The sequence below is a fragment of the Citricoccus alkalitolerans genome (assembly GCF_039528175.1).
Lineage (GTDB): Bacteria > Actinomycetota > Actinomycetes > Actinomycetales > Micrococcaceae > Citricoccus > Citricoccus alkalitolerans.
Genome location: NZ_BAAALH010000002.1, coordinates 1,185,741 through 1,203,815 on the forward strand (window position 1 = coordinate 1,185,741; position 18,075 = coordinate 1,203,815).

Consider the following 18,075-nt stretch of genomic DNA (forward strand, 5'->3'; position numbering starts at 1 on the left):
CGGTGCCGGGAGCGCACATCACCGCCGCGGACTGGGGTTGGCGCCACGCCGGCCGGCCGGTTCCCGCCGTCGCGGGTCTGGACCTGGAGGTGCCGGCCGGGCAGAAGGTCCTGCTGGCTGGCCCTTCCGGCGCCGGCAAGTCCACCCTGCTCTACGCCCTTGCCGGAGTGCTGGACCCCGCTGACGAGTCCGAGGAGACCGGTTCCCTGTGGGTGGACGGCACCGTGTCGCGTGAGCTGCGCGGCCACGCCGGGCTGGTGCAGCAGGATCCCGAGACCCAGGTGATCCTGTCCCGCGTCGGTGATGATGCGGCGTTCGGCGCTGAGAACCTGCTGGTGCCGCGGGAGCAGATCTGGGACCGCGTCCTGGACGCCCTGGACGCCGTGGGGCTGGGAGAGGACCAGGGGATCTCCCTGGCCCGGGACACCTCGCGATTGTCCGGCGGACAGAAGCAGCGCCTGGCCCTCGCCGGGATTCTGGCGATGCGCCCGCCGTTGATCCTGCTGGACGAGCCCACCGCCAACCTGGATCCGTCCGGGGTGCTGGAGGTCCGCGACGCCGTGCTCGCCGTGGCCGGGCGGACCGGCGCGACCCTGCTCGTGGTCGAGCATCGCCTCGCCGTCTGGGCCGACCACGTGGACCGCATGCTCGTCCTGGAACCCGGCGGCGGGATCAGCCACGACGGCTCTCCGGGCGAGCTCCTCGCCCCGGGCCCCGTCCGGGACGAGCTGGCCGCCGCGGGCGTCTGGGTGCCTGGCCGTGTTCCAGCACCGACCACCCCCACCCCTCGCGACTGGAGGTCGAATTCGCACCGGAATGGGCCCGGCATCGGCCAAAATCGGGGCGATATTGACCTCCAGATGCAGGGGGGAGTGGAGGGCAGACACGGGACGACGCCGGCGCCCTCCGGTGCACTGTTGACCGCTCGTGGCCTGGCCGTCTCCAGGGAGCCCGTGAAACCGGGATGGCGCCGGCGCCTCGGTCCCACCCCGACGCCGGTCCAGCGGGACCTGGACCTGGAGCTGGGGGCCGGCGAGGCCGTCGTCGTGACCGGGGCCAACGGCAGTGGAAAATCCACGCTGCTGCTGACCCTGGCCGGTCTGATCCCCTCCCACGCGGGCACGCTCACCGCGGGGACCGCGCTCAAGGGGGAGCGGGCCGGCAACCTGCCGGACGATCCGCACCGGTGGAAGGCCGCCGACCTGGTCAGCCGGATCGGCACCGTCTTCCAGGAGCCCGAGCATCAGTTCGTCGCCACCACCGTGCGGGACGAGTTGCTGTTCGGTCCACGCCACGCCCGCGATCCCGAGACCGGGCAACGCCTGTTCACGGAGGAGCAGGCTGCCGCGCGGGCTGATGGGCTGCTGGCGGCGCTGAATCTGGAATCGCTGGCCGAGGTCAACCCGTTCACGCTCTCCGGCGGGGAGAAGCGGCGGCTGTCCGTCGCCACGGTACTGGCCGCCGGCCCCGACGTGGTGTTCCTCGACGAGCCGACGTTCGGCCAGGACGCCAACACGTGGGCCGTGCTCACGGGCTTGCTGCGCGGGCTGGTGGCCGAGGGCCGCTCGGTGCTGGCCGTGACCCATGATGCCGACTTCGCCGCCGCGCTCGACGCCCGGGTGGTCGAGCTGGAGGTGGCCGCGTGACGGTGCCTGTTGCCACTCTCAGGGCTCCCTCCCGGCCTGTGGCCGGCTCGGCCTTCGAGCGTGCCAACCCCCTGGCCAAGCTCGCGGCTCTGCTGCCGGTGACGGCGGTGCTGGTGGCGACGATGGATTGGGTGTCCTCCGGGATCGTCCTGGTGGCCGCCGTGGTCCTGTTGCCGTTGTCCGGGATCCGGGTCGGCGAGTTCTTCCGGCGGGCCTGGGTCCTGGTGGCGGCCGCGCTGGTGTCCGCGTGGGGCACGGCCCTGGTGGGGGAGGACTCCGGGCCCATGCTGTTCGAGGCGGGACCGGTGAGTATCTCGGAGGGCTCGGTCCTGGCCGGGTTGGCCACGGGGCTGCGCATCCTCGCAGTGGCGCTGCCCGGCGTGATGGTCTTCATCACCACCGACCCCACCGACCTGGCCGACGCCCTGTCACAACGATTGCGACTGCCCGCACGCTTCGTCCTCGGCTCCCTCGCGGCCTTCCGGCTGCTGGGCGTGCTGACGGAGGAATGGCGGACCCTCGGCCAAGCCCGGCGGGCCCGAGGCGTCGGTGCCGGGGGCAACCCGCTCCGCCGGCTGGGATCCTGGCTCGGTCAGGTGTTCGGACTCATGGTGCAGGCCATCCGCCGGGCGACCAAGCTCGCCGTCACGATGGAGGCCCGAGGATTCGGAACCGGCGACCGCACCTGGGCGAGGGAGTCGCCGTTCGGTGCGCTAGACGTCTGGGTAGTCCTGGGCGGCGTCGGACTGGCTGCCATGGCGGTCGGCCTGTCCGTGGCCACCGGGGCGTTCAACCTCGTCTGGGCTTGACACGGCGGATGGTGTTGGGCTGCTCCTGAGATTTCGGACGCTCCTGACGCACCGTCAGAAGTGCACTGAACTACGCTCGACGGCTTCAAACAACTCATCCAGGCTGCCCACGGGAGTGACCATCGTCGAGGATGGCGACGATTCGGGGCGGGTGGACGTCGACTCACTCGGGGTGGTGGCTGGGGACGTGGTCTCAGATGCCCCTTGTTCCGCCTCGCTGCCACAGCCCGTCAGGACGAACCCAGCCGTCAAAATCAGCACTGCGCTTCCGGTCGGAACTGAACGCAAATTCCCCGCCATATGAACCCCCTCTGATCGTCGTCCGGTTCTTTCACCCTACTGGCGCACGCATGTGGCCGGAACGGCCACCACAAGGCGGTTCACCCTCCGTGTCCTGTAGTTCCGGGCTTCTCGAACAGGCCGTCGTTCGGCTGAACGATCACCTATTCCAAAAGGGAATCCATATCAGGTTGGGCCTTGAGACCTTTCGCGGCAGGAGTGCCGGCTTTGGGCAGACGAGCGCGCCCAACATGCCGCGCAGCGGCAAAATCCGGCACTGCCGCCAACAATCAACTGAACTTCCGGTGGGAGAATGGCGGAGCACCGGACCGATCTAGGAGGGGAATGTCGCGCAACAGTGTGAGGGTTCTGCACGAGATCACCTGCCGCGGCTGCGGGATCACCTTCCGCGATCACAACCGCAACCGGGCGTACTGCAGCGACTTCTGTCGGCTGCTGTACATGGAGTCCCGGATGTTCCGGTGCTCGTACTGCGACACCGACGAAACTCTGGATTTGGCAGCTTCGTTCCAGTTGCAGGCCTCTGGGAACTATGAAAACTCCACCCGACGGGCGTTCGTCGTCCGGCACCAGCCGTGCCGACGCGAGCTGCTGGACCGGCATGAGAGGGACCTGGGCTGCCGTTGCAAGAGTTGCCAGGCCGAGGCCGGCCTGCCGCCGACGCGGCCGTTCAAGGTGCCGCCGAAGGGTCCCCGCCGGTCCATCGGCTACCGCCGACACGCTCCGGAGGTGTATGCCCGCGACGGGCTGCTCTGTCAGATCTGCGGGTTACCTACCGAGCCGGACGCTCACCCCTCTGGCGACACGTATCCGAGCCTGGACCACGATGTGCCCCTCCACGAGGGCGGTATGGACGACATCGAGAACCTGCGCACCACGCACCGGTGGTGCAACATCAAACGCAACGGCAGCCCCTTGTGGGGCTCGATGGACGATGAGGCGATCCGGCGGCTGGCCCGGGAACGGTTCGTCCATCTGCTCCCCGTCGACTGAGCCAGCCACGGCCATCCAATCCCGCTCATGGCGGTTAGGGCTGCCCATAGTCACCGGCAGCCAGAGCGCGGACCTGGACAGGGTCGGGGATCCCGAGTGGATCCCGGCCAGGATGGAGCCAACCCGGTCCGGGATCCCCATGCGGGCGGCCTTCCCCTCAGATAGCGGCCGTGGTGGCGCGAGCTAACCACGCGGCCCTCAGCGTGCAACTAAATCTACAACCGGAGAAAATGCCCAATCGGGTATACCCGCCGACGGATTCAGTCGCGGTCTGTGATGGACTTGAGGCCATGACCTGGTTGGAACGTTTCGGGCACGAAGGAAGATATTCCTCGGTTAGTCGCCGCACTGATCCCTTTCAACCCTTGTTTCAGCTGCCGCCCCTCCGGTGCCTCGTGGGCCCCGACGCGGCGGGCAACGATGCGGCAGTGAGGGGACACCTCGAGTTCTTGAAGCATGCGGGGGTCGACCTGTCCGGCATTGACTTCGTGGAATTCGACCCGCACGGGGACGGTACTGAGGACGATGTGTGGTTTCCCTACGAGACGGGGCTCTTCGGGTGGAGGTCTGGCAACCTGTGGCACACCTCGGGAAGCAGGCCGTGGCGCGAAGAATCGCTCCGCGACTTCAGGGCCCGGTCCGGACTGCCCCGCGAGCAGGCGCAAGCCGAGCACTTGTGGATCGAGGCAGCTCGGAGTGTCCCGGATGTCCATATGTTCATGACGTCACAACCTGAGTTCCTACGAAAGCCCTTCAACGACGGAGTATTCACCGTTGACTCTTCGGACGGCATGGCGGCCCTAGGGCTGCACCAGCGGCTGAGCGGACGTACGATACTCCCTGGTCCAATCGCGATGGTAGGGGTCTGGCAGATCGCCCGGCCCGAACTGCTCTCGACTGAGACGTTTCTCCCTGAGCTCGATCGTGTGCAGCACCAAACCCGGAGACATGGCCCCCCAAAGGTGTTCGACCTGCTGGCCAGCGCTTCAGGGCGCTTCAGCCGATGCCTGGCGATTCGAGACCGCCTAATTGCCAGCTATTCCATTCGGGGATGGGCGGAGCGAACCGAGGACCCCGCCGAGCTCGTCGCGGACTTCGCCCTCCAGCTCAGCGGGCTCATCGATGCGCTGCTCCGTGCGGTCAATGACGCCCTCGGCAGGCCCATCGAGAGCGATACGCAGGTGAAGACCAGCAAAAACGACCTAAAAAAGTTGAGCAAGGGGGCGCCTGCAGCCTTGCGCGAGGCTCTCCTCCAGGAGGACTTCAAGCACTTCAACTGGGCTGTCTCCAAGCTGAGGAATACCATCCACGCCCAAAGCCTGGGAAAAGGCACCGAGGGCGGTGTCGGGCGTACTGGACCGACCGTGGCCCTGCCCGTGGACATCTCCGACGGCATCAGAGAGAACGCCGAGGCGCTGGGGAGCCACGACCGTTGGATGAAGGACCCACCGCTGCAGGGCGCCAACGGCTCCAGGATGCGCGGGGCAAGGATCCATGCACCGCTCGTCGTCGAGGATCTTCTGGTCCTCGCCATGGGTTTCATTCGAAGGATCGTCTCGGCGACCCCTTGGCCCGCGGACGGGCCAGATCTTCGGGAAGGCTGGCGCTTCCGCCCGAAGGCCCATCATCACATGCTGTTGTCCAAGCTGTACGGCCTGGAGCACCTTTTGGACCCCCAGCCTGCGTGATGAGCCGCAAGAGCCCCACAAGGTCTCTAGCCGGGTCTCGTTCTCAGAAGTCGACGGCACTGATGCCAAAAGTGCTCCGCACTGCTCGCACAGGTGACGTAGAGACTGCGCCGTAAGCGGATCCTCAGGCGGTCAATACTGAGTGGGTGGCGGCGCTTCGGGAGTTCAAGGTTTATCGGGTGCACCCGGAACTCCATGGTCGATTTCAAACTGGCATTCGCTGCACACTGATGGCTTGTCATTCTCGGGTAGGTGTTCTCGCCAGTCATGGCCGCAGGCCGGGCAGTCTCCGTGCCACGGATTACTCTTCGTGAATGGCCACATACTCTCTATTCTCGATTCTCGGCAGGGCGGCTCCCAGTTCCGAAAGACGATCCCCAAACTGATCTCTTCGGAAATGCTTCCTTGAGGGTCGCGTCCTGTCAGGACAGGCCACGCCCAGGGTGCTCGGTGCTACTGTCAGGGCCCGTGAGCCAGTTTCAGTCGTATGACGCGATGTACCGGGCCCGGGTGGGGTTGGCCCCCGGCCCGGTCTTCGTCCTGTTGGGCGTGCTGTCGGCGGTCTACTTTGCCATCACGGGCACGGTGTGGGCGGTCACCGGTGAGTTCACTCGTCTCGGTGGACACGTCGTGGAATGGTTGGGGGCGGACGCCCACGCCTGGCGGTACTACCAAGAGGTCACCACCCTGGACGGTAGTCCGGTCGACCGCACAGATGGGTGGATCGTGATCGCCATGCTCGCCGGGTCGCTGATCGCGGCCCTGTACTCGGGCGACTTCCGGCTCCGACTGCCCCCGCTGAAGCGGCGGTTCGCCCAGGCGTTGGTCGGTGGCATCATCGCTGGATTCGGCGCCCGACTGGCGTACGGGTGCAATCTGGCGGCCATGTTCACCGGCATTCCGCAGTTCTCCCTGCACGCCTGGATCTTCACGGCCACGACCGCACTAGGCACCCTGCTGGGCGTCCACATCATTAAGCAGCGGTGGTGGCGCGGGCCCACGCGCCCGGTCCCGGTGACTCCGGGCATGCCGGGTTCTGCAGCCGGCTCCCCGAAGAAGAAGACCACGCACCGGTCGATCGCGTCCGTGGTCGTGCTGGGCCTGGTGGCCGCGGCACTGGCGTACGTCACCACCGGCCGGGGGATGTTGTCGGTGGCGATCGTGTTCGGCACCGTCTTCGGGATCCTGATCCAGCGAGGGCAGATCTGCTTCACGGCCGCGTTCCGCGATCTGTGGGTGACGCGCAAGACCAAGCTGAACGATGCGCTGATCCTGGGTTTGGCCGCGGCCGTGATCATGACGTGGCTGGTGCTGCAGATCGGCGGCATGGACCCGCTGACCAAGCCGGCCGGTATCGGCACCGTCATCGGCGGGATGCTGTTCGGGCTCGGGATCATGATGGCCGGTGCCTGCGAGACCGGCATGATGTACCGGGCGATGGAAGGCCAGACCGCCGCCGTGGTGGCTTTCGTGGGCAATGTCATCGGCGCGACGGTGTTGGCCTACGGCTGGGACCACTGGGGCATTTACGCCACCCTGGTGGCCCCGTCGCCGGCCTTCAACTTTTACCAAGCGTGGGGACCGTGGCCGGCCCTGGTCCTCTCGCTTGTGCTGCTCGGGCTCTGGGCCGCAGCCGTGAGGCCGCTGCGGCAGAGTCGGCACGAGCGGGTGCGCGTGAGCACGGAAACGGAACTGGTTAAATGACCACCCCTGAGTACTACGCCCTCGACCTACGGGGTGAATCGTGCCCCTACCCGGTGATCCACACCCTCGAGGCGCTGCACGGAATAAAGCCCGGAGAGATCCTGCAGGTCCAAACCGACTGCCCGCAGGCCTACCGGAACATCCCCGACGATGCCACCGCCGCCGGCCATGAGCTGATGGCAGACCCCTCCCGTGAAGGCGCGGTCATGACGTTCACGTTCCGCCGCGGCGAGAAGGTCCTGGGCAAGCACCTCACTCAGGACAAACCACGTCGAAGCTGGTTCCGGCGGACAAAGACCACCAGATGAACCTGGCTGTCGCTCGAAGAACCACCCCTTGCCAGTCAGACTGCCCCGGCAGAGGATCCCGCATCGGAGATGAGTAGCACTACCGGCAGATAGCCTTGCGACCCAACGCACGTTTCAGCGCCAGCCTGTTGACGTCCTTCCACGTCAATGCCGGTCGTGATTCAACCACCACGGCGTATATTCACTTACAAGAGAAATTTGGGCATCCGCCCAGTGGTGCCTGCTGTGACCCAGTGTCCACGCCACCAGCGGAGAATCCGAGAAGAACAGTCGCGATCTACGAGAGGGCTGATATGGCATCGAGCGGATTGGCGTCATTGCAGGCTGTCGCTTACGACAAGCTGGACAGGTACACGTCCACGACCCGGGGTTATGCGTTCAACACATACGACAACCAAGACAACATTGATGCTCCGTTGGCGCCATCCGACGTGCTGATGGCCAACCTCCTGAGCCTGAGGCTCGGCGCAAGGGATGTCATCCCCCTGTTCATTGATGACGGTGGACCGGCCCAGGACCTCCGGGAAGCTCTGGACCACGCGCTGGTCGCATTGCGCGACGCTGAGTCGTTTGAGTCCTACGCGGATTTGTCTGCCCTGGAGGAGGCGATGGAAAGCCTTGCCGCGGCCAACGGGGCGGCTTTGCCGGTCAAGGGGTGGACTGCCGTGACCGTGTCCAAAGTCCTTCACCGGCGACGCCCCCACATGGTCCCCCTGATCGATTCGCGGGTCCGGAAGTTCTACGGTGCGAAGCGCTCAGAAGTGCCCTGGAAGGCACTGTGGGAGGACATCCGTGAAAACGCCGACTGGCTAGCCGCTTTGGCCTCCACGAAGACCACCCCGGATGGTCGGCCCCTCTCCGTCTTGCGTCTAGCGGACATCCTGATTTGGACACCATAGACACCTGGCGAGCTCAAGGTGTTCAAGGAATCCGGCCAGTTGTCTCTGCGATTCACACCAGAACGGCGTGGATCCGGAGCACTCATGCTACGACGACTGCGATGACGACGGGACGGGGGGCGACTGCGTGAAGTAACTGACGGGGCCCTCGAGCAGAGTAACCCCGGCTGGATCCGTTCCGGCCGGGGTCTTCGCCGCTTCAGCTGATGGCGTCCTCGTCGAGCACCCACGCCTGAGTGAGGGGAATTCTCCGCTTCGTCTCCGGTGGCAAGTCCTCGTAGGCGTAGAACAGCTCGGCCATCAGGGTGGCCCCGTCCCACACCCGGAACTTCGAGTCCGTGCTGATCTCCCGCTTGGCGGACTTGTTCACCCCACCCCAGGCAACTAGGAGTGCTTGATCTGCATTGTGCCGCTCACGGGCCGAGTGCAGGCCCCGCACCACCTTGACGTCGACGGGGCCCGCCTCGGATTTCACCTCCACGACCACGATGGGTGCGTCCATGCCCAGCGGGCCCTTCCCTGCCAGGATGTCCACCCCACCGTCAGGCCCGGGCGGGGAGACCTGGCAGACGAACTCGTGAGATTCGAGGATCTCCGAAACCAGCCACGTCAGGTCGTGCTCCTTGAACTCGGCCATCACATGGGCTTGCACCCGGTCTTCGATAACTTCCAGAGTGGGGACGGGATCCGGGTCGGTGACCTCTTCGTCCTGCTCCGCCGGCGCTGTCGGGACCGCGGTGAGGGACAGCGTCTCCTTGGGGGCGCCGCCTCCCGTGTGCAGGTCCGGCTGGCCTGCGGCGATGGTCTCCAACCGGCGGACAGCATTGTTGCGGGTGGGGGCGAACACCGTCTGGATGGCACCGAGGGACCGCAGCAGGTCCTCGCCGAAGCTAGATCGGGGCATCGGGTCCTTGGCCCAGTCCACGGGAATGAACTTGCGGCGCTCTGGCTCCGGGCTGGAGGCGTCGAAGGTGTAAGGACCAACGGCGCGGCCGAACCAGATATACCCGCGGCGGTCCTTGGACGGCATGATGACCAAGTCACCGACCTGGATGCGGTCACGGAACGCCCAGAGCTGGCTCGCGTAGTTCGCCAGGCGCCGGTCCGGGGCCCCGGGGTAGAGCGGAGCCAGCATCTGCTGGATCGCGTCCTTAGACCGGTAGGGGCCAATGTCTCCAACTTCGGCCCAGCCGATGGTCGTGCGGTCGTTCTCGATGTTGTATTGCTCGTGTTCACCGCGCGACCCTGCGCGGACGACCCAGACTCTTGACGGCATGCGTGTCCCTCCGTGTGCTCTACGGCCGACCTCGCGGCCAGCCTGTCTCGACTGTGCCACATGCGCAACCCTCAGCCCCGCTCCCGCTCAAGCCAGTGCCAGACATGGATCGCCCAGCGAAACATAGCTGGCACCGAACTGCGATCGACCTTAGATGACTATGGCTTTACGGACGCTTCGCTCGGTCTCGTCGCTCAGTCCGGCGCCGACGGGACCGCCTCGGGACTCCTCATAGGCAAGGGCGTCCTTGAGGGTCTGTTCTAAGGGCCTGCAGGTGAGTCCATGTTGACGGGCGCGGCGCGTGTTCGCGGTGACCGTGTACCGAAGTCCGGGGTCGGGGATCCACCACGGCAGGCTGTTTGGGCCCATCCAGGGGCTGACTTCGGCGCTGGCAAGGACGTCGCCCGGGACGGGGCTGGCGGCAATCTGACTGTCGGCGCTGCGGCGGGAGGTCTCGATGGCTTCGCGTAGCGTCAGCGTGGGACCGGTTGCGTTGAACGTGCCCATGATGCGCTGTTCGGCGCAGTGCACTATCCAGGCAGCCAGGTCCTTGACGTCGATCATTGCGGTGGGGAATTCCGGATCGTCGGGGACCAGCACGTCCTCGCCTGTGGGGTGGGAGAACCGCCAGGGGTAGTATCCGCTGCGCCCCGTGTCGTCTCCGTCGCCGGCGATCAGACCCGCCCGGATGATGGTGCAGGACTCGGTCCCCGAGCGCACGGCCTCCTCGCAGGCGACCTTGGCCGGCCCGTAGTCCTCCATGGCGGAGAGCGTGTCGGCCGCAAGCGGCTCATGGGTCGGAGAGTCCTCATCCTGCTCGCGGATGTCACCGCGCTGGTAGGCGTTGAGCGAGGACAGATAGATCCAGTGCTGCGCAGCCAGTTCGACCACGGCCGTCCGTACGTGGCCGGGCTGGGTCGCTAGATCCACCACGACGTCCCACTGATGCCCTGCCACCTCACTCAATCCGTCAGCGTGGTCCCGGTCGGCTTGGACAAAGCGGGCAACTTCGGGGACTGGTTGAGTGCCTCGCGCCAGGCAGGTGACGGCATGGCCTGCGTCAGTGAAGGTGTGGACCAGCTGGCGGCCGAGCTGGCCATTGCCGCCCAGAATGAGTATCTGCATGACCGTCACTATGCCAAGCCGATCCGAGGCCTCGCGAGCAGTTACTGCTTATAGCGCAACTACTTCCCAATCTGACAAGAGCGCTCACGGCAGTCACAGCTAGAGAGTTTGTTCAGACAAAATTGAGCTGTACCAGGGGCGGTCGAAGTTCCGCCGAGCCAATTCCCGGAATCCTTGCCTATCGGCGCTGCCGGCGGTCTTGGGCCTTCCCATCAAAGGATCCCGCTATGGACGCTCCTGATTGCTGAGGATGCATGGCAGAGCTATTCTCAGGCCAGAGGCCAACCTGTCGGTAAAGCGGGACACCGGTCGGGAAACCGAGAAAGACAGGAAGTAGACCCGGTTCCTTTGCCTCACACCCAGCCCCCGCCGAACCGTCAGGCGTTGGCTGATGAAAACGCGCTGAAAGTGGCTCTCGCAATGGGGAAGTCAGTCACCCCTCCCGGGCTTGTGCGGCCGTGTCTTCGCGCGTGCAAGGGAAACTTGCACGAAGATTCCGCAGGCTGCCGAACTGAGAAATAGGACGGCAAGAAGACCGTCGATTGCTCCCGTCACCCCGGCAATCATCGCGAGCAGGGCGTAGATAACCCAGAAGATCATGGCGCCTTGGGCGAATCGGGACATGATCGAAGAGTAACGCGTTGATTCCCCAGGTAGAGAGGTCCAGGGGTGAGGCAAACGGATCGCCGAACGGGCACGACCGAGTTCGGTCAGCGTTGAGGTCGTTCTATCCAGACCTGCGTTCCAGCGCCTCGATCAGATTATGGATGTCTGAAAAGCCAGATCCCTCCAGCGACTGTAGTTCCGTGAATTGCCTGGCCGTTCAGAAGGCCAACCGAATAGCCTTGCTGAAGGGACAGCTGTCTATCGGCGAATTGCATCCCACCAAGATTGTGATGAGGTGAACATGGACGAGACCGAGCGCGAAGAACAATGGGAACAATGGAAGCGTGCCGATCGACTCCACATCATGGAGGGCCTCATTCAAGCGGTCAATGATCCGCATCGGTTCCTCGACATCGTGTTGTCGGCGGCCGACAGGTCGGCGGCCGAGGCGGCACTGGTGGAACAGTTCGGTTTGTCTCGGGAGCAGGCAAGAGCGGCCATGAACATGCAGTTCCTGATGATGTCCGAGGAAGCACGACAGTCCATCCGCACCGAGGCTGACGATCTCCGAGGCTGAACCGACCGGCCAACCGGGTGCCTCCGTTTCTGATCGTTTGAGACAAACGTCCGGGTAGCGAACGACATCCGGTGACTACAGCGACCATTCGTTCTTCCATGGGCTGGCTTGGCACAGAGGGATCCCTCATCGGGATGGAGTCGCTCAGTCGTCGTAGAGGAACCCAGTATTTGGATCCTTTGATGGGAACAAAGGATGCCGCCACCACCCAGGTCCAGTCCGCCGAGGACGTCACCGACGACTGGCCCAAGGCCGCCCGCCAGCCGCTGAAGTGGACAACTGACCGGCAATGGGCCTGTTCCCGACGCCAGAGGGCCCTACCGACTGCGGTGGGGCCCTCTGGCGTTGGGCTGTCCACCGGCTGCCCGAGTCCGACCTTGCGCCGCGAAGTTGATCCGGCGGCCTTGACGGCGATGAAGACTACCGGAACCACGGCGAACAGCGGCAGATGCCCGCATCCCCACGTCTCAGCGCCATGCCGCTGCTGCTTAGATCAGAGTGTTCGGAGTCCGTCGGCGGGGCATCGCAGTCCGAAAGTATGGACAAAAGGCCACTGCCAACGCCGAGGGCCCCTTCGATACTTTGAAGGGGCCCAGTGAGACGGTGCACACGGATCGACAGGTGGACTAAGCCCGGGGGAAACGGGCTCATCTGTATTAGGTCTGACAAGAGGCGGTGGCGTGAGCCACCGTCTCTTTGCGCCTGGTGGGAGCGTACCCCGTGAAAGACCTATACATCAATGAAAAAAGCAAGACTATTCAACTCTTCAACTGCTAATGTGTTTACGCTCCTGTCTGGCCTCACCGGGCCCCGTCGAAGGGAAGGCCGAGCGAGCAGGCGCACGCAGAAGTTGGCAGGGTGACGCCCGCTGGAAGTACGCCACCGGCGTCTGCCTGGTCACCCGCCAGGCGGTGCGGAAGGCGCTCGGCGAGAGCACCGATCTCAGGCAGAGGGTGTGAGGTTCAGAAGTCGACGGCACTGATGTCAGAAGTGGCCTTCACGGATCGCCATGGTGACGTCAGAGGTGTTCCGTAGGGGGATCCCTAGTGGAACAAACTTCATGCTCGTGTGCGTGAGTTTGATCCTAGGGAACTAAGGGATAAATCGAGGCTTCCGCAGCGTTATAGCACCCTTCCTGCAGGACGGTGTTATCGACTCCGAGTAGCTAGGGGCCCACCTCAGGAACTGCGGGCGCCGATCTGCCTGTCGCGGGGCCGCGATTCCAGCGCACGACTCGCGAAAACCTCCCATGTCAGGCGTTGTTGTTGGGCTTGACACTTGCCGGATGCCGCGTGGCCACCGACGCTCTCTACCCTTTCGGAGGATTATCGGGACGGCGAGAGAGCACTGAGGCGCGGACATGTCGGACTTTGCAGAACGGCTCACGCTTGATCGGCGTCAGCTCCTGGGGCTCGGTGGAGCCACGGCCACCGCGATCGCCCTGGGGATTAACGCACCCGAGTCGGCGGCTGCTGCACCACCGCCGCGGTCAGGAGACCTGTTCGGCCTCGGCATTGCCAGTGGGGCGCCTCGGCCTGACGGCGTGGTGTTGTGGGCGCGTCTGGCCCCGGAGCCTCTGGCCGAAGACGGTCATGGCGGCATGCCCCTGCGACCGGTCTCCGTGCGCTGGCAGGTGGCCCGAGATCACCAGTTCCGTCAGGTTGTCCGCTCGGGTCAGGCCCTGGCGCAACCGGAGTTGGCGCATTCCGTCCACCCCAGGGTCGAGGGCCTGGAACCTGGAACTGAGTATTTCTACCGATTCCTGGTCGGCCCGCAGTCCAGCCCGGTCGGGCGTTTCCGCACGCTCCCGGCCGCCGGAGACTCACCGGCCTCCTTCAGCTTCGGCCTGGTCTCGTGCCAGGCCTGGTACCACGGTCATTTCACGGCGCATAAGCACCTTGCCGCTGAGGAGGAACTGGATCTGGTGGTGTTCGTCGGTGACTACATCTACGAATACGGCATCATGGAGGCGAACCTGTGGCGCCAGGGTGCCTCGGTGTCCCCGGCTCATGCGGTGGAGATCGAGACGTTGGAGCAGTACCGACTGCGGTATTCGCTGATCAAGAGCGACCCCCACCTGCAGGCAGTTCATGCTCGAGTACCCGCCGTCGTGGTCTGGGATGACCATGAGGTGCAGAACAACTATGTGGGCTCTTCGTCTGCGTACAACGTGCCGGATGAGTTGTTCGCGCATCGGATCGCGGTGGCCTACCGGGCGTTCTACGAGAACATGCCGTTGGATATCGAGGCATTGCCTGAAGGCCCGGCGGCGCAGATCACCACGGGCTTCGATGTCGGCCGGCTGGCACGATTCTCGATGCTGGACACCCGCCAATACCGGGATCCGGAACCGGCCACAGCCGCGGAGCAGTTTGCCGAGGGTCGCACGATGCTCGGCGCAGCCCAGGAAGAGTGGATCGAGCGACGTCTGGTCTCGAGTCCAGCGGTGTGGAACCTGATGGCTAGCGGCGTGGTCGTCACGGCGATCAGTGATGACCGTACGGACATGTGGGATGGGTACCCGGCGGCGCGTCAACGTCTTCTGGAGTCAATGGCCCGCTCCAGCAATCCGGTCGTGTTGACCGGGGACATCCACAAGCACGTGGCAGCGGAGCTCAAGCAGGACTTCGCCGATCCCTCATCCCCAACCGTGGGGGTGGAATTGGTCTGCACCTCCATTGCCTCTGACGGGGACGGCGCCCAAACCGACGGCTTCACCCGGGACTGGACCCGGCACGACTATGTCCATCACTACGACGGGCGGCGGGGGTATGTGCACGTCCGGCTCACGCCGCAAGAGATGGTCTCGAATTTCTGGATCGTCCCGTGGATCGAGGCCGACGACACCGCCCCCAAGAAGCTCAGCGCACGATTCACCACACCGGCCGGGCAGCCACGGCTGGTCCAGGACTGAAGGAACAGACCATGACGAAGCCTCTGCCCCCTGTCACTGGCCTGTCAGCCCGTAGCTCACTGGCGACGATCGATCTGTCCTGGGAATCCCTGGGTTGGGAACCGCTGATCGATCACTATCGTGTCTATGCCGCACCAGGTCACCCGGCCGCCTGGCAACCGCGAGAGTCCGACCTGGTAGCCAAGACCGTGTATCCGCGCTTCGTCCACGACGGCCTCGATCCGGCCGGGGAGGAATGGACCTACTCGGTCATCGCCGTCTCGGATGCCGGACGCCGGAGCAGGCCCGGGGAGCGGACCTCCGCTGCCTCTGAACCCTCGGTCACCGCCACGGGGCGAGAGATGGCGCGCATCGGCACGTTCGACGGTAAGAGCTTGGAATTTCGATTCGCGCCCAGTGGATACGCCAAGATTCCCGCAGCCTATCCGTCTGCCCAGATCCAGTACACCGACGGGGTGGACTCCCCGGATTCGGCGTGGCCTTTCCTGCTTCCCGGTCCCGGCGATGCCTGGGCCGGGCGCAAGGTCTACACCGCCCACTGGGTTGTGGAGCTTTCTCAGGCGCCGTCCGACGACATGGACATGGCCGTCTGGCTCATCGACACCACGCGACTCGGTGGGCGGCTGGAGGTCGCAGTCAACGGAGTCCCGGCACAGGTCATCGAGCTGATCCCCGGTGCAACTCGAGGATCCCGCGAGGGCGACGCAACGCTTCCCGGGTCAACGCTGGTGCGGTCTTTCCATGAATTCCAGGTCCCCGCAGCACCCTTTGTGGCAGGCATCAACACCATCACGTTCCGCCTGGCAGAGGGCGGATGGGTGGCGTGGGACGCCATCGGGCTTTACGCACGCGTCTGACTTGCTTCGGCGCCCGCCGACCTCGAGGAGCTCGACACTGCTGAAGTCATGGACATCGTCGTGGCTCAGGAGTTCGTCGAGGTCAACCTCGAGTGGGCCAGCCGCGTGGCCTACCGTCCCTAATGCCGATCCCCTGCGGGAGACCGCTCGATCGGCGCGTTCGAAGAAACCAGCGGGACCTCGGAGGTCGGATCCAAGCCGAGCATGAGAAGCTTTCAACCATGCGAATGCCAGATCGAGCCCGAATGTGGACCTCTCTGGTCGGTCCCCTCGGGCGAGACGCATCGACAGTCGTGCTTGTCGCCGCCGTTTCATCGGCCGTCGCGATCGCAACCTCCACGAGTCGTCGAGTGAGTGCAGCACGCGGCGCTGCGATCGGGGCTGTCGCGTTTGACCTCGTTGGCGGTCTCGTGGCTTTTCAGTTCCGACCTACCCGCGAGAAGTATTCGAAGTCTTCTTACCGGACTCGCATGATGTTCGCCTTGGTCCACCTCCAGCCGTTTCTGCTTCCCCTGTTCGGCGAAGGTTCGTGGGCTCGCGCCGCGCTGCGATACGCCACCGCATTCCTCGCGACCACTGCTCTCGAACGTTTCGTGCCCCGCTCCGCCTCTCGCCGCTTCGTGGCCAACGGCGTGGCAGCTGCGCTGAGCAGCGCCGACTTCACGACCGATAAATCCCAGCAGCGCTGGTTCGGCCCCGTTTATCTGATGAAAGTGATCGGCGGGCACTCCGGCATCCCCCGCGGCTGAGCCCGGCCACTGCCCGATCCGCAGTCGGCCGCCCCGGTCATCACGAAGTGATGGGCTTGCGCAAGCGAAACACTACCCGCCGTTCGGGACTTCCCATTAAAGGAACCCCTTCCGGGAACACCCCGTTCTGATCAGTGCTGTTGAAGTGGTACGGCAGGTCCCGTCCCGTTGAGGCGGTCCGGTGGACTGCCCGGTGAAGGGGCCTTATACGAGACACCCGCGGGCTTGCCTGAGCTGATGATCGGCAATGCGTGCTGCCATACCGGCGAGCCAGACCGGTCTGATCACGGGGGACCTTGGTGGCGCTCGGCGTGAAGCCAAGCTTGATCGCTCTGCTCGTTCGGTCGGTGATGCCCATGAGATCGTCGACGACCTGTCAGAACGAGAAATCAAGATGAACGTGGAGGGATCAGCCCACAACCCGACCGATCGGGCCGGAGTCGTGGTTCCACGGCCCGTGTTCGCCGGGTTCCCGGTCCTCGGCCAGGAAGCCGTTCAGCAGCTCGGTGAGCTCGGGATCCTGGGAGATCTTCGCGCCGTCCAGGTGGGTCACGGGGGCGACCAGGCGTACGGAGGACACCAGCCAGACCCCGTCGGCATCCACCAGATCCGAGGGTTCCAAGGGCCCGTAGCCCAGCTGCCAGCCGGCGGCCTGCGCGGCGGCGAAGATGGTGCCCTGGGAGGTGCCGGGCAGGATGCCCGAACTCCGCAGGGGCGTGACGAGCTCGATCCCGGTGCTGCCATCCGGCTGCGGGACCCGACGGGCCATCAGCACGGTGGAGGTCGGCCCCTCCAGCAGCTGGCCGTCTGAGGACGTGAAGATCACGTCGTCCGCTCCCTGGGACGCGGCGTACCGCAGGGCGGCCATGTTCACGGCATAGCTCAGCGACTTGGTACCCATTAGCAGCCACGGGGCGCGTTCGGCCAGCCCGGAGTCGACGCCGCGGTCCAGCAGGAGCACCTTCAGTCCGCGCTCGCGGGCGGCGGTCAGCCCCTCGGAGACGGGGGAGACGAGCACCCAATAGGTGCCGGTCAGGGAGCCGACGCCGGCCCCGCCCCTGACGTAGTGTCCTCCGCCGGGTGCCCCCTCCGGGCCCCGGGTGGCCACCAGTTTCACCACGGCGTTGACGCTCGGGTTGCCGGCGGCGAATGCCTCCAGCCCCGCCGCGGCGGCCCGCCGCCAGTCCGCTGCCGGCGGGAGCGGGATCTCCAGTGCCTCGGCCGAGGTGGCCAGCCGCGCCAGGTGAGAGTCCTCCTTGCGGACCCGGAAGGATGCTTCAGAGCCCGAGCCCGAGCCCTTCGTCGGCACAGCGGTCATGGTCTCGAACACCCCGTCACCCCGGGTCAGTCCCTGGTCGGTCACCAGGATGGCCGGCCGGCGTGGATCGTCCACCCGCAATCTCACGCCGGAATCGCCGGCGGATCCTGATGCGGAACCGCCGGCGTCGCCGAAACCGGTTGCGGAGCCGGTGCCGCCTGCGGAACCGGACGGGCCGGCGTCGGGCTCGAGGTAGACAACCACGGAATCCCCGGGACCCGGGACGAACGGTGCAGCTGGCTGGGACGGCTCTGTCATAGACCACAGCCTACGCAGAAGGGCGGGGCACATCCGCGATGCGCCCCG

15 protein-coding genes are annotated in these 18,075 nt (G+C 65.4%); 11 read left to right on the forward strand and 4 right to left on the reverse strand.

What is annotated here, in order from left to right:
- Positions 1–2 precede the first annotated feature (2 nt).
- The 7 genes from ABD134_RS11290 to ABD134_RS11320 all read left to right on the forward strand — a co-directional run bounded on the left by ABD134_RS11290 (position 3) and on the right by ABD134_RS11320 (position 8,347).
- On the forward strand, positions 3–1,646 hold the full coding sequence (locus tag ABD134_RS11290) for an ABC transporter ATP-binding protein (RefSeq protein ID WP_344229515.1): 1,644 nt from the start codon (positions 3–5) through the stop codon (positions 1,644–1,646).
- 2 nt (positions 1,647–1,648) lie between these two features.
- A complete protein-coding gene (locus tag ABD134_RS11295; protein WP_344230863.1) occupies positions 1,649–2,455 on the forward strand; it encodes an energy-coupling factor transporter transmembrane component T family protein in 807 nt (268 codons plus the stop codon).
- A 795-nt stretch (positions 2,456–3,250) separates the two neighbouring features.
- Positions 3,251–3,748 carry an HNH endonuclease gene (locus ABD134_RS11300; protein WP_344229517.1) on the forward strand — a complete coding sequence of 166 codons (498 nt, stop codon included), beginning with the start codon at positions 3,251–3,253 and terminating at the stop codon, positions 3,746–3,748.
- 290 nt (positions 3,749–4,038) lie between these two features.
- Positions 4,039–5,436 (forward strand): hypothetical protein, encoded by a 1,398-nt coding sequence (locus ABD134_RS11305; RefSeq protein ID WP_344229519.1) that lies wholly within the window; start codon positions 4,039–4,041, stop codon positions 5,434–5,436.
- A 468-nt stretch (positions 5,437–5,904) separates the two neighbouring features.
- Complete coding sequence (gene yedE, locus ABD134_RS11310; protein WP_344229521.1) at positions 5,905–7,140, forward strand: selenium metabolism membrane protein YedE/FdhT; 1,236 nt, start codon at positions 5,905–5,907, stop codon at positions 7,138–7,140.
- Complete coding sequence (yedF, locus tag ABD134_RS11315; RefSeq protein ID WP_344229523.1) at positions 7,137–7,448, forward strand: sulfurtransferase-like selenium metabolism protein YedF; 312 nt, start codon at positions 7,137–7,139, stop codon at positions 7,446–7,448. Before yedE ends, yedF begins: the two co-directional genes overlap by 4 nt.
- Positions 7,449–7,681: 233 nt before the next feature.
- The gene (locus tag ABD134_RS11320) at positions 7,682–8,347 is read left to right on the forward strand and encodes a DUF6308 family protein (RefSeq protein ID WP_344229525.1); all 666 of its coding nucleotides are present in this window, start codon (positions 7,682–7,684) and stop codon (positions 8,345–8,347) included.
- A 199-nt stretch (positions 8,348–8,546) separates the two neighbouring features.
- Here ABD134_RS11320 and ABD134_RS11325 read toward each other — a convergent pair whose 3' ends face one another.
- The 3 genes from ABD134_RS11325 to ABD134_RS11335 form a co-directional block, all read right to left on the reverse strand.
- Positions 8,547–9,623 (reverse strand): restriction endonuclease, encoded by a 1,077-nt coding sequence (locus ABD134_RS11325; protein ID WP_344229527.1) that lies wholly within the window; start codon positions 9,621–9,623, stop codon positions 8,547–8,549.
- A gap of 150 nt (positions 9,624–9,773) precedes the next feature.
- The gene (locus ABD134_RS11330; protein ID WP_344229529.1) at positions 9,774–10,748 is read right to left on the reverse strand and encodes an NAD-dependent epimerase/dehydratase family protein; all 975 of its coding nucleotides are present in this window, start codon (positions 10,746–10,748) and stop codon (positions 9,774–9,776) included.
- 429 nt (positions 10,749–11,177) lie between these two features.
- Positions 11,178–11,372 (reverse strand): hypothetical protein, encoded by a 195-nt coding sequence (locus tag ABD134_RS11335; protein WP_344229531.1) that lies wholly within the window; start codon positions 11,370–11,372, stop codon positions 11,178–11,180.
- 283 nt (positions 11,373–11,655) lie between these two features.
- Here ABD134_RS11335 and ABD134_RS11340 point away from each other — a divergent pair, with 283 nt between their 5' ends.
- The 4 genes from ABD134_RS11340 to ABD134_RS11355 all read left to right on the forward strand — a co-directional run bounded on the left by ABD134_RS11340 (position 11,656) and on the right by ABD134_RS11355 (position 16,451).
- On the forward strand, positions 11,656–11,931 hold the full coding sequence (locus ABD134_RS11340) for a DNA gyrase subunit A (protein WP_344229533.1): 276 nt from the start codon (positions 11,656–11,658) through the stop codon (positions 11,929–11,931).
- Between the two features lie 1,360 nt (positions 11,932–13,291).
- Positions 13,292–14,845, forward strand: coding sequence for an alkaline phosphatase D family protein (locus ABD134_RS11345; protein ID WP_344229535.1), 1,554 nt, complete (start codon positions 13,292–13,294; stop codon positions 14,843–14,845).
- Between the two features lie 11 nt (positions 14,846–14,856).
- On the forward strand, positions 14,857–15,702 hold the full coding sequence (locus ABD134_RS11350) for a polysaccharide lyase family protein (protein ID WP_344229537.1): 846 nt from the start codon (positions 14,857–14,859) through the stop codon (positions 15,700–15,702).
- A 470-nt stretch (positions 15,703–16,172) separates the two neighbouring features.
- Positions 16,173–16,451, forward strand: a complete 279-nt coding sequence (locus tag ABD134_RS11355; RefSeq protein ID WP_344229539.1) for a hypothetical protein — start codon at positions 16,173–16,175, stop codon at positions 16,449–16,451.
- 409 nt (positions 16,452–16,860) lie between these two features.
- Here the strand turns inward: ABD134_RS11355 and ABD134_RS11360 are convergent, their stop codons facing one another.
- A complete protein-coding gene (locus ABD134_RS11360) occupies positions 16,861–18,027 on the reverse strand; it encodes an aminotransferase class IV (protein ID WP_344229541.1) in 1,167 nt (388 codons plus the stop codon).
- Between the last annotated feature and the right edge of the window lie 48 nt (positions 18,028–18,075).

Bases quoted from the DNA above. Each gene is read 5' to 3' on its own strand.
- ABD134_RS11360 (WP_344229541.1), bottom strand. From the start codon at position 18,027: ATGACAGAGCCGTCCCAGCCAGCTGCACCGTTCGTCCCGGGTCCCGGG.
- ABD134_RS11350 (WP_344229537.1), top strand. From the start codon at position 14,857: ATGACGAAGCCTCTGCCCCCTGTCACTGGCCTGTCAGCCCGTAGCTCA.
- ABD134_RS11325 (WP_344229527.1), bottom strand. From the start codon at position 9,623: ATGCCGTCAAGAGTCTGGGTCGTCCGCGCAGGGTCGCGCGGTGAACAC.
- yedF (WP_344229523.1), top strand. From the start codon at position 7,137: ATGACCACCCCTGAGTACTACGCCCTCGACCTACGGGGTGAATCGTGC.
- ABD134_RS11335 (WP_344229531.1), bottom strand. From the start codon at position 11,372: ATGTCCCGATTCGCCCAAGGCGCCATGATCTTCTGGGTTATCTACGCC.
- ABD134_RS11340 (WP_344229533.1), top strand. From the start codon at position 11,656: ATGGACGAGACCGAGCGCGAAGAACAATGGGAACAATGGAAGCGTGCC.
- ABD134_RS11345 (WP_344229535.1), top strand. From the start codon at position 13,292: ATGTCGGACTTTGCAGAACGGCTCACGCTTGATCGGCGTCAGCTCCTG.
- ABD134_RS11305 (WP_344229519.1), top strand. From the start codon at position 4,039: ATGACCTGGTTGGAACGTTTCGGGCACGAAGGAAGATATTCCTCGGTT.
- ABD134_RS11330 (WP_344229529.1), bottom strand. From the start codon at position 10,748: ATGCAGATACTCATTCTGGGCGGCAATGGCCAGCTCGGCCGCCAGCTG.
- ABD134_RS11355 (WP_344229539.1), top strand. From the start codon at position 16,173: ATGATGTTCGCCTTGGTCCACCTCCAGCCGTTTCTGCTTCCCCTGTTC.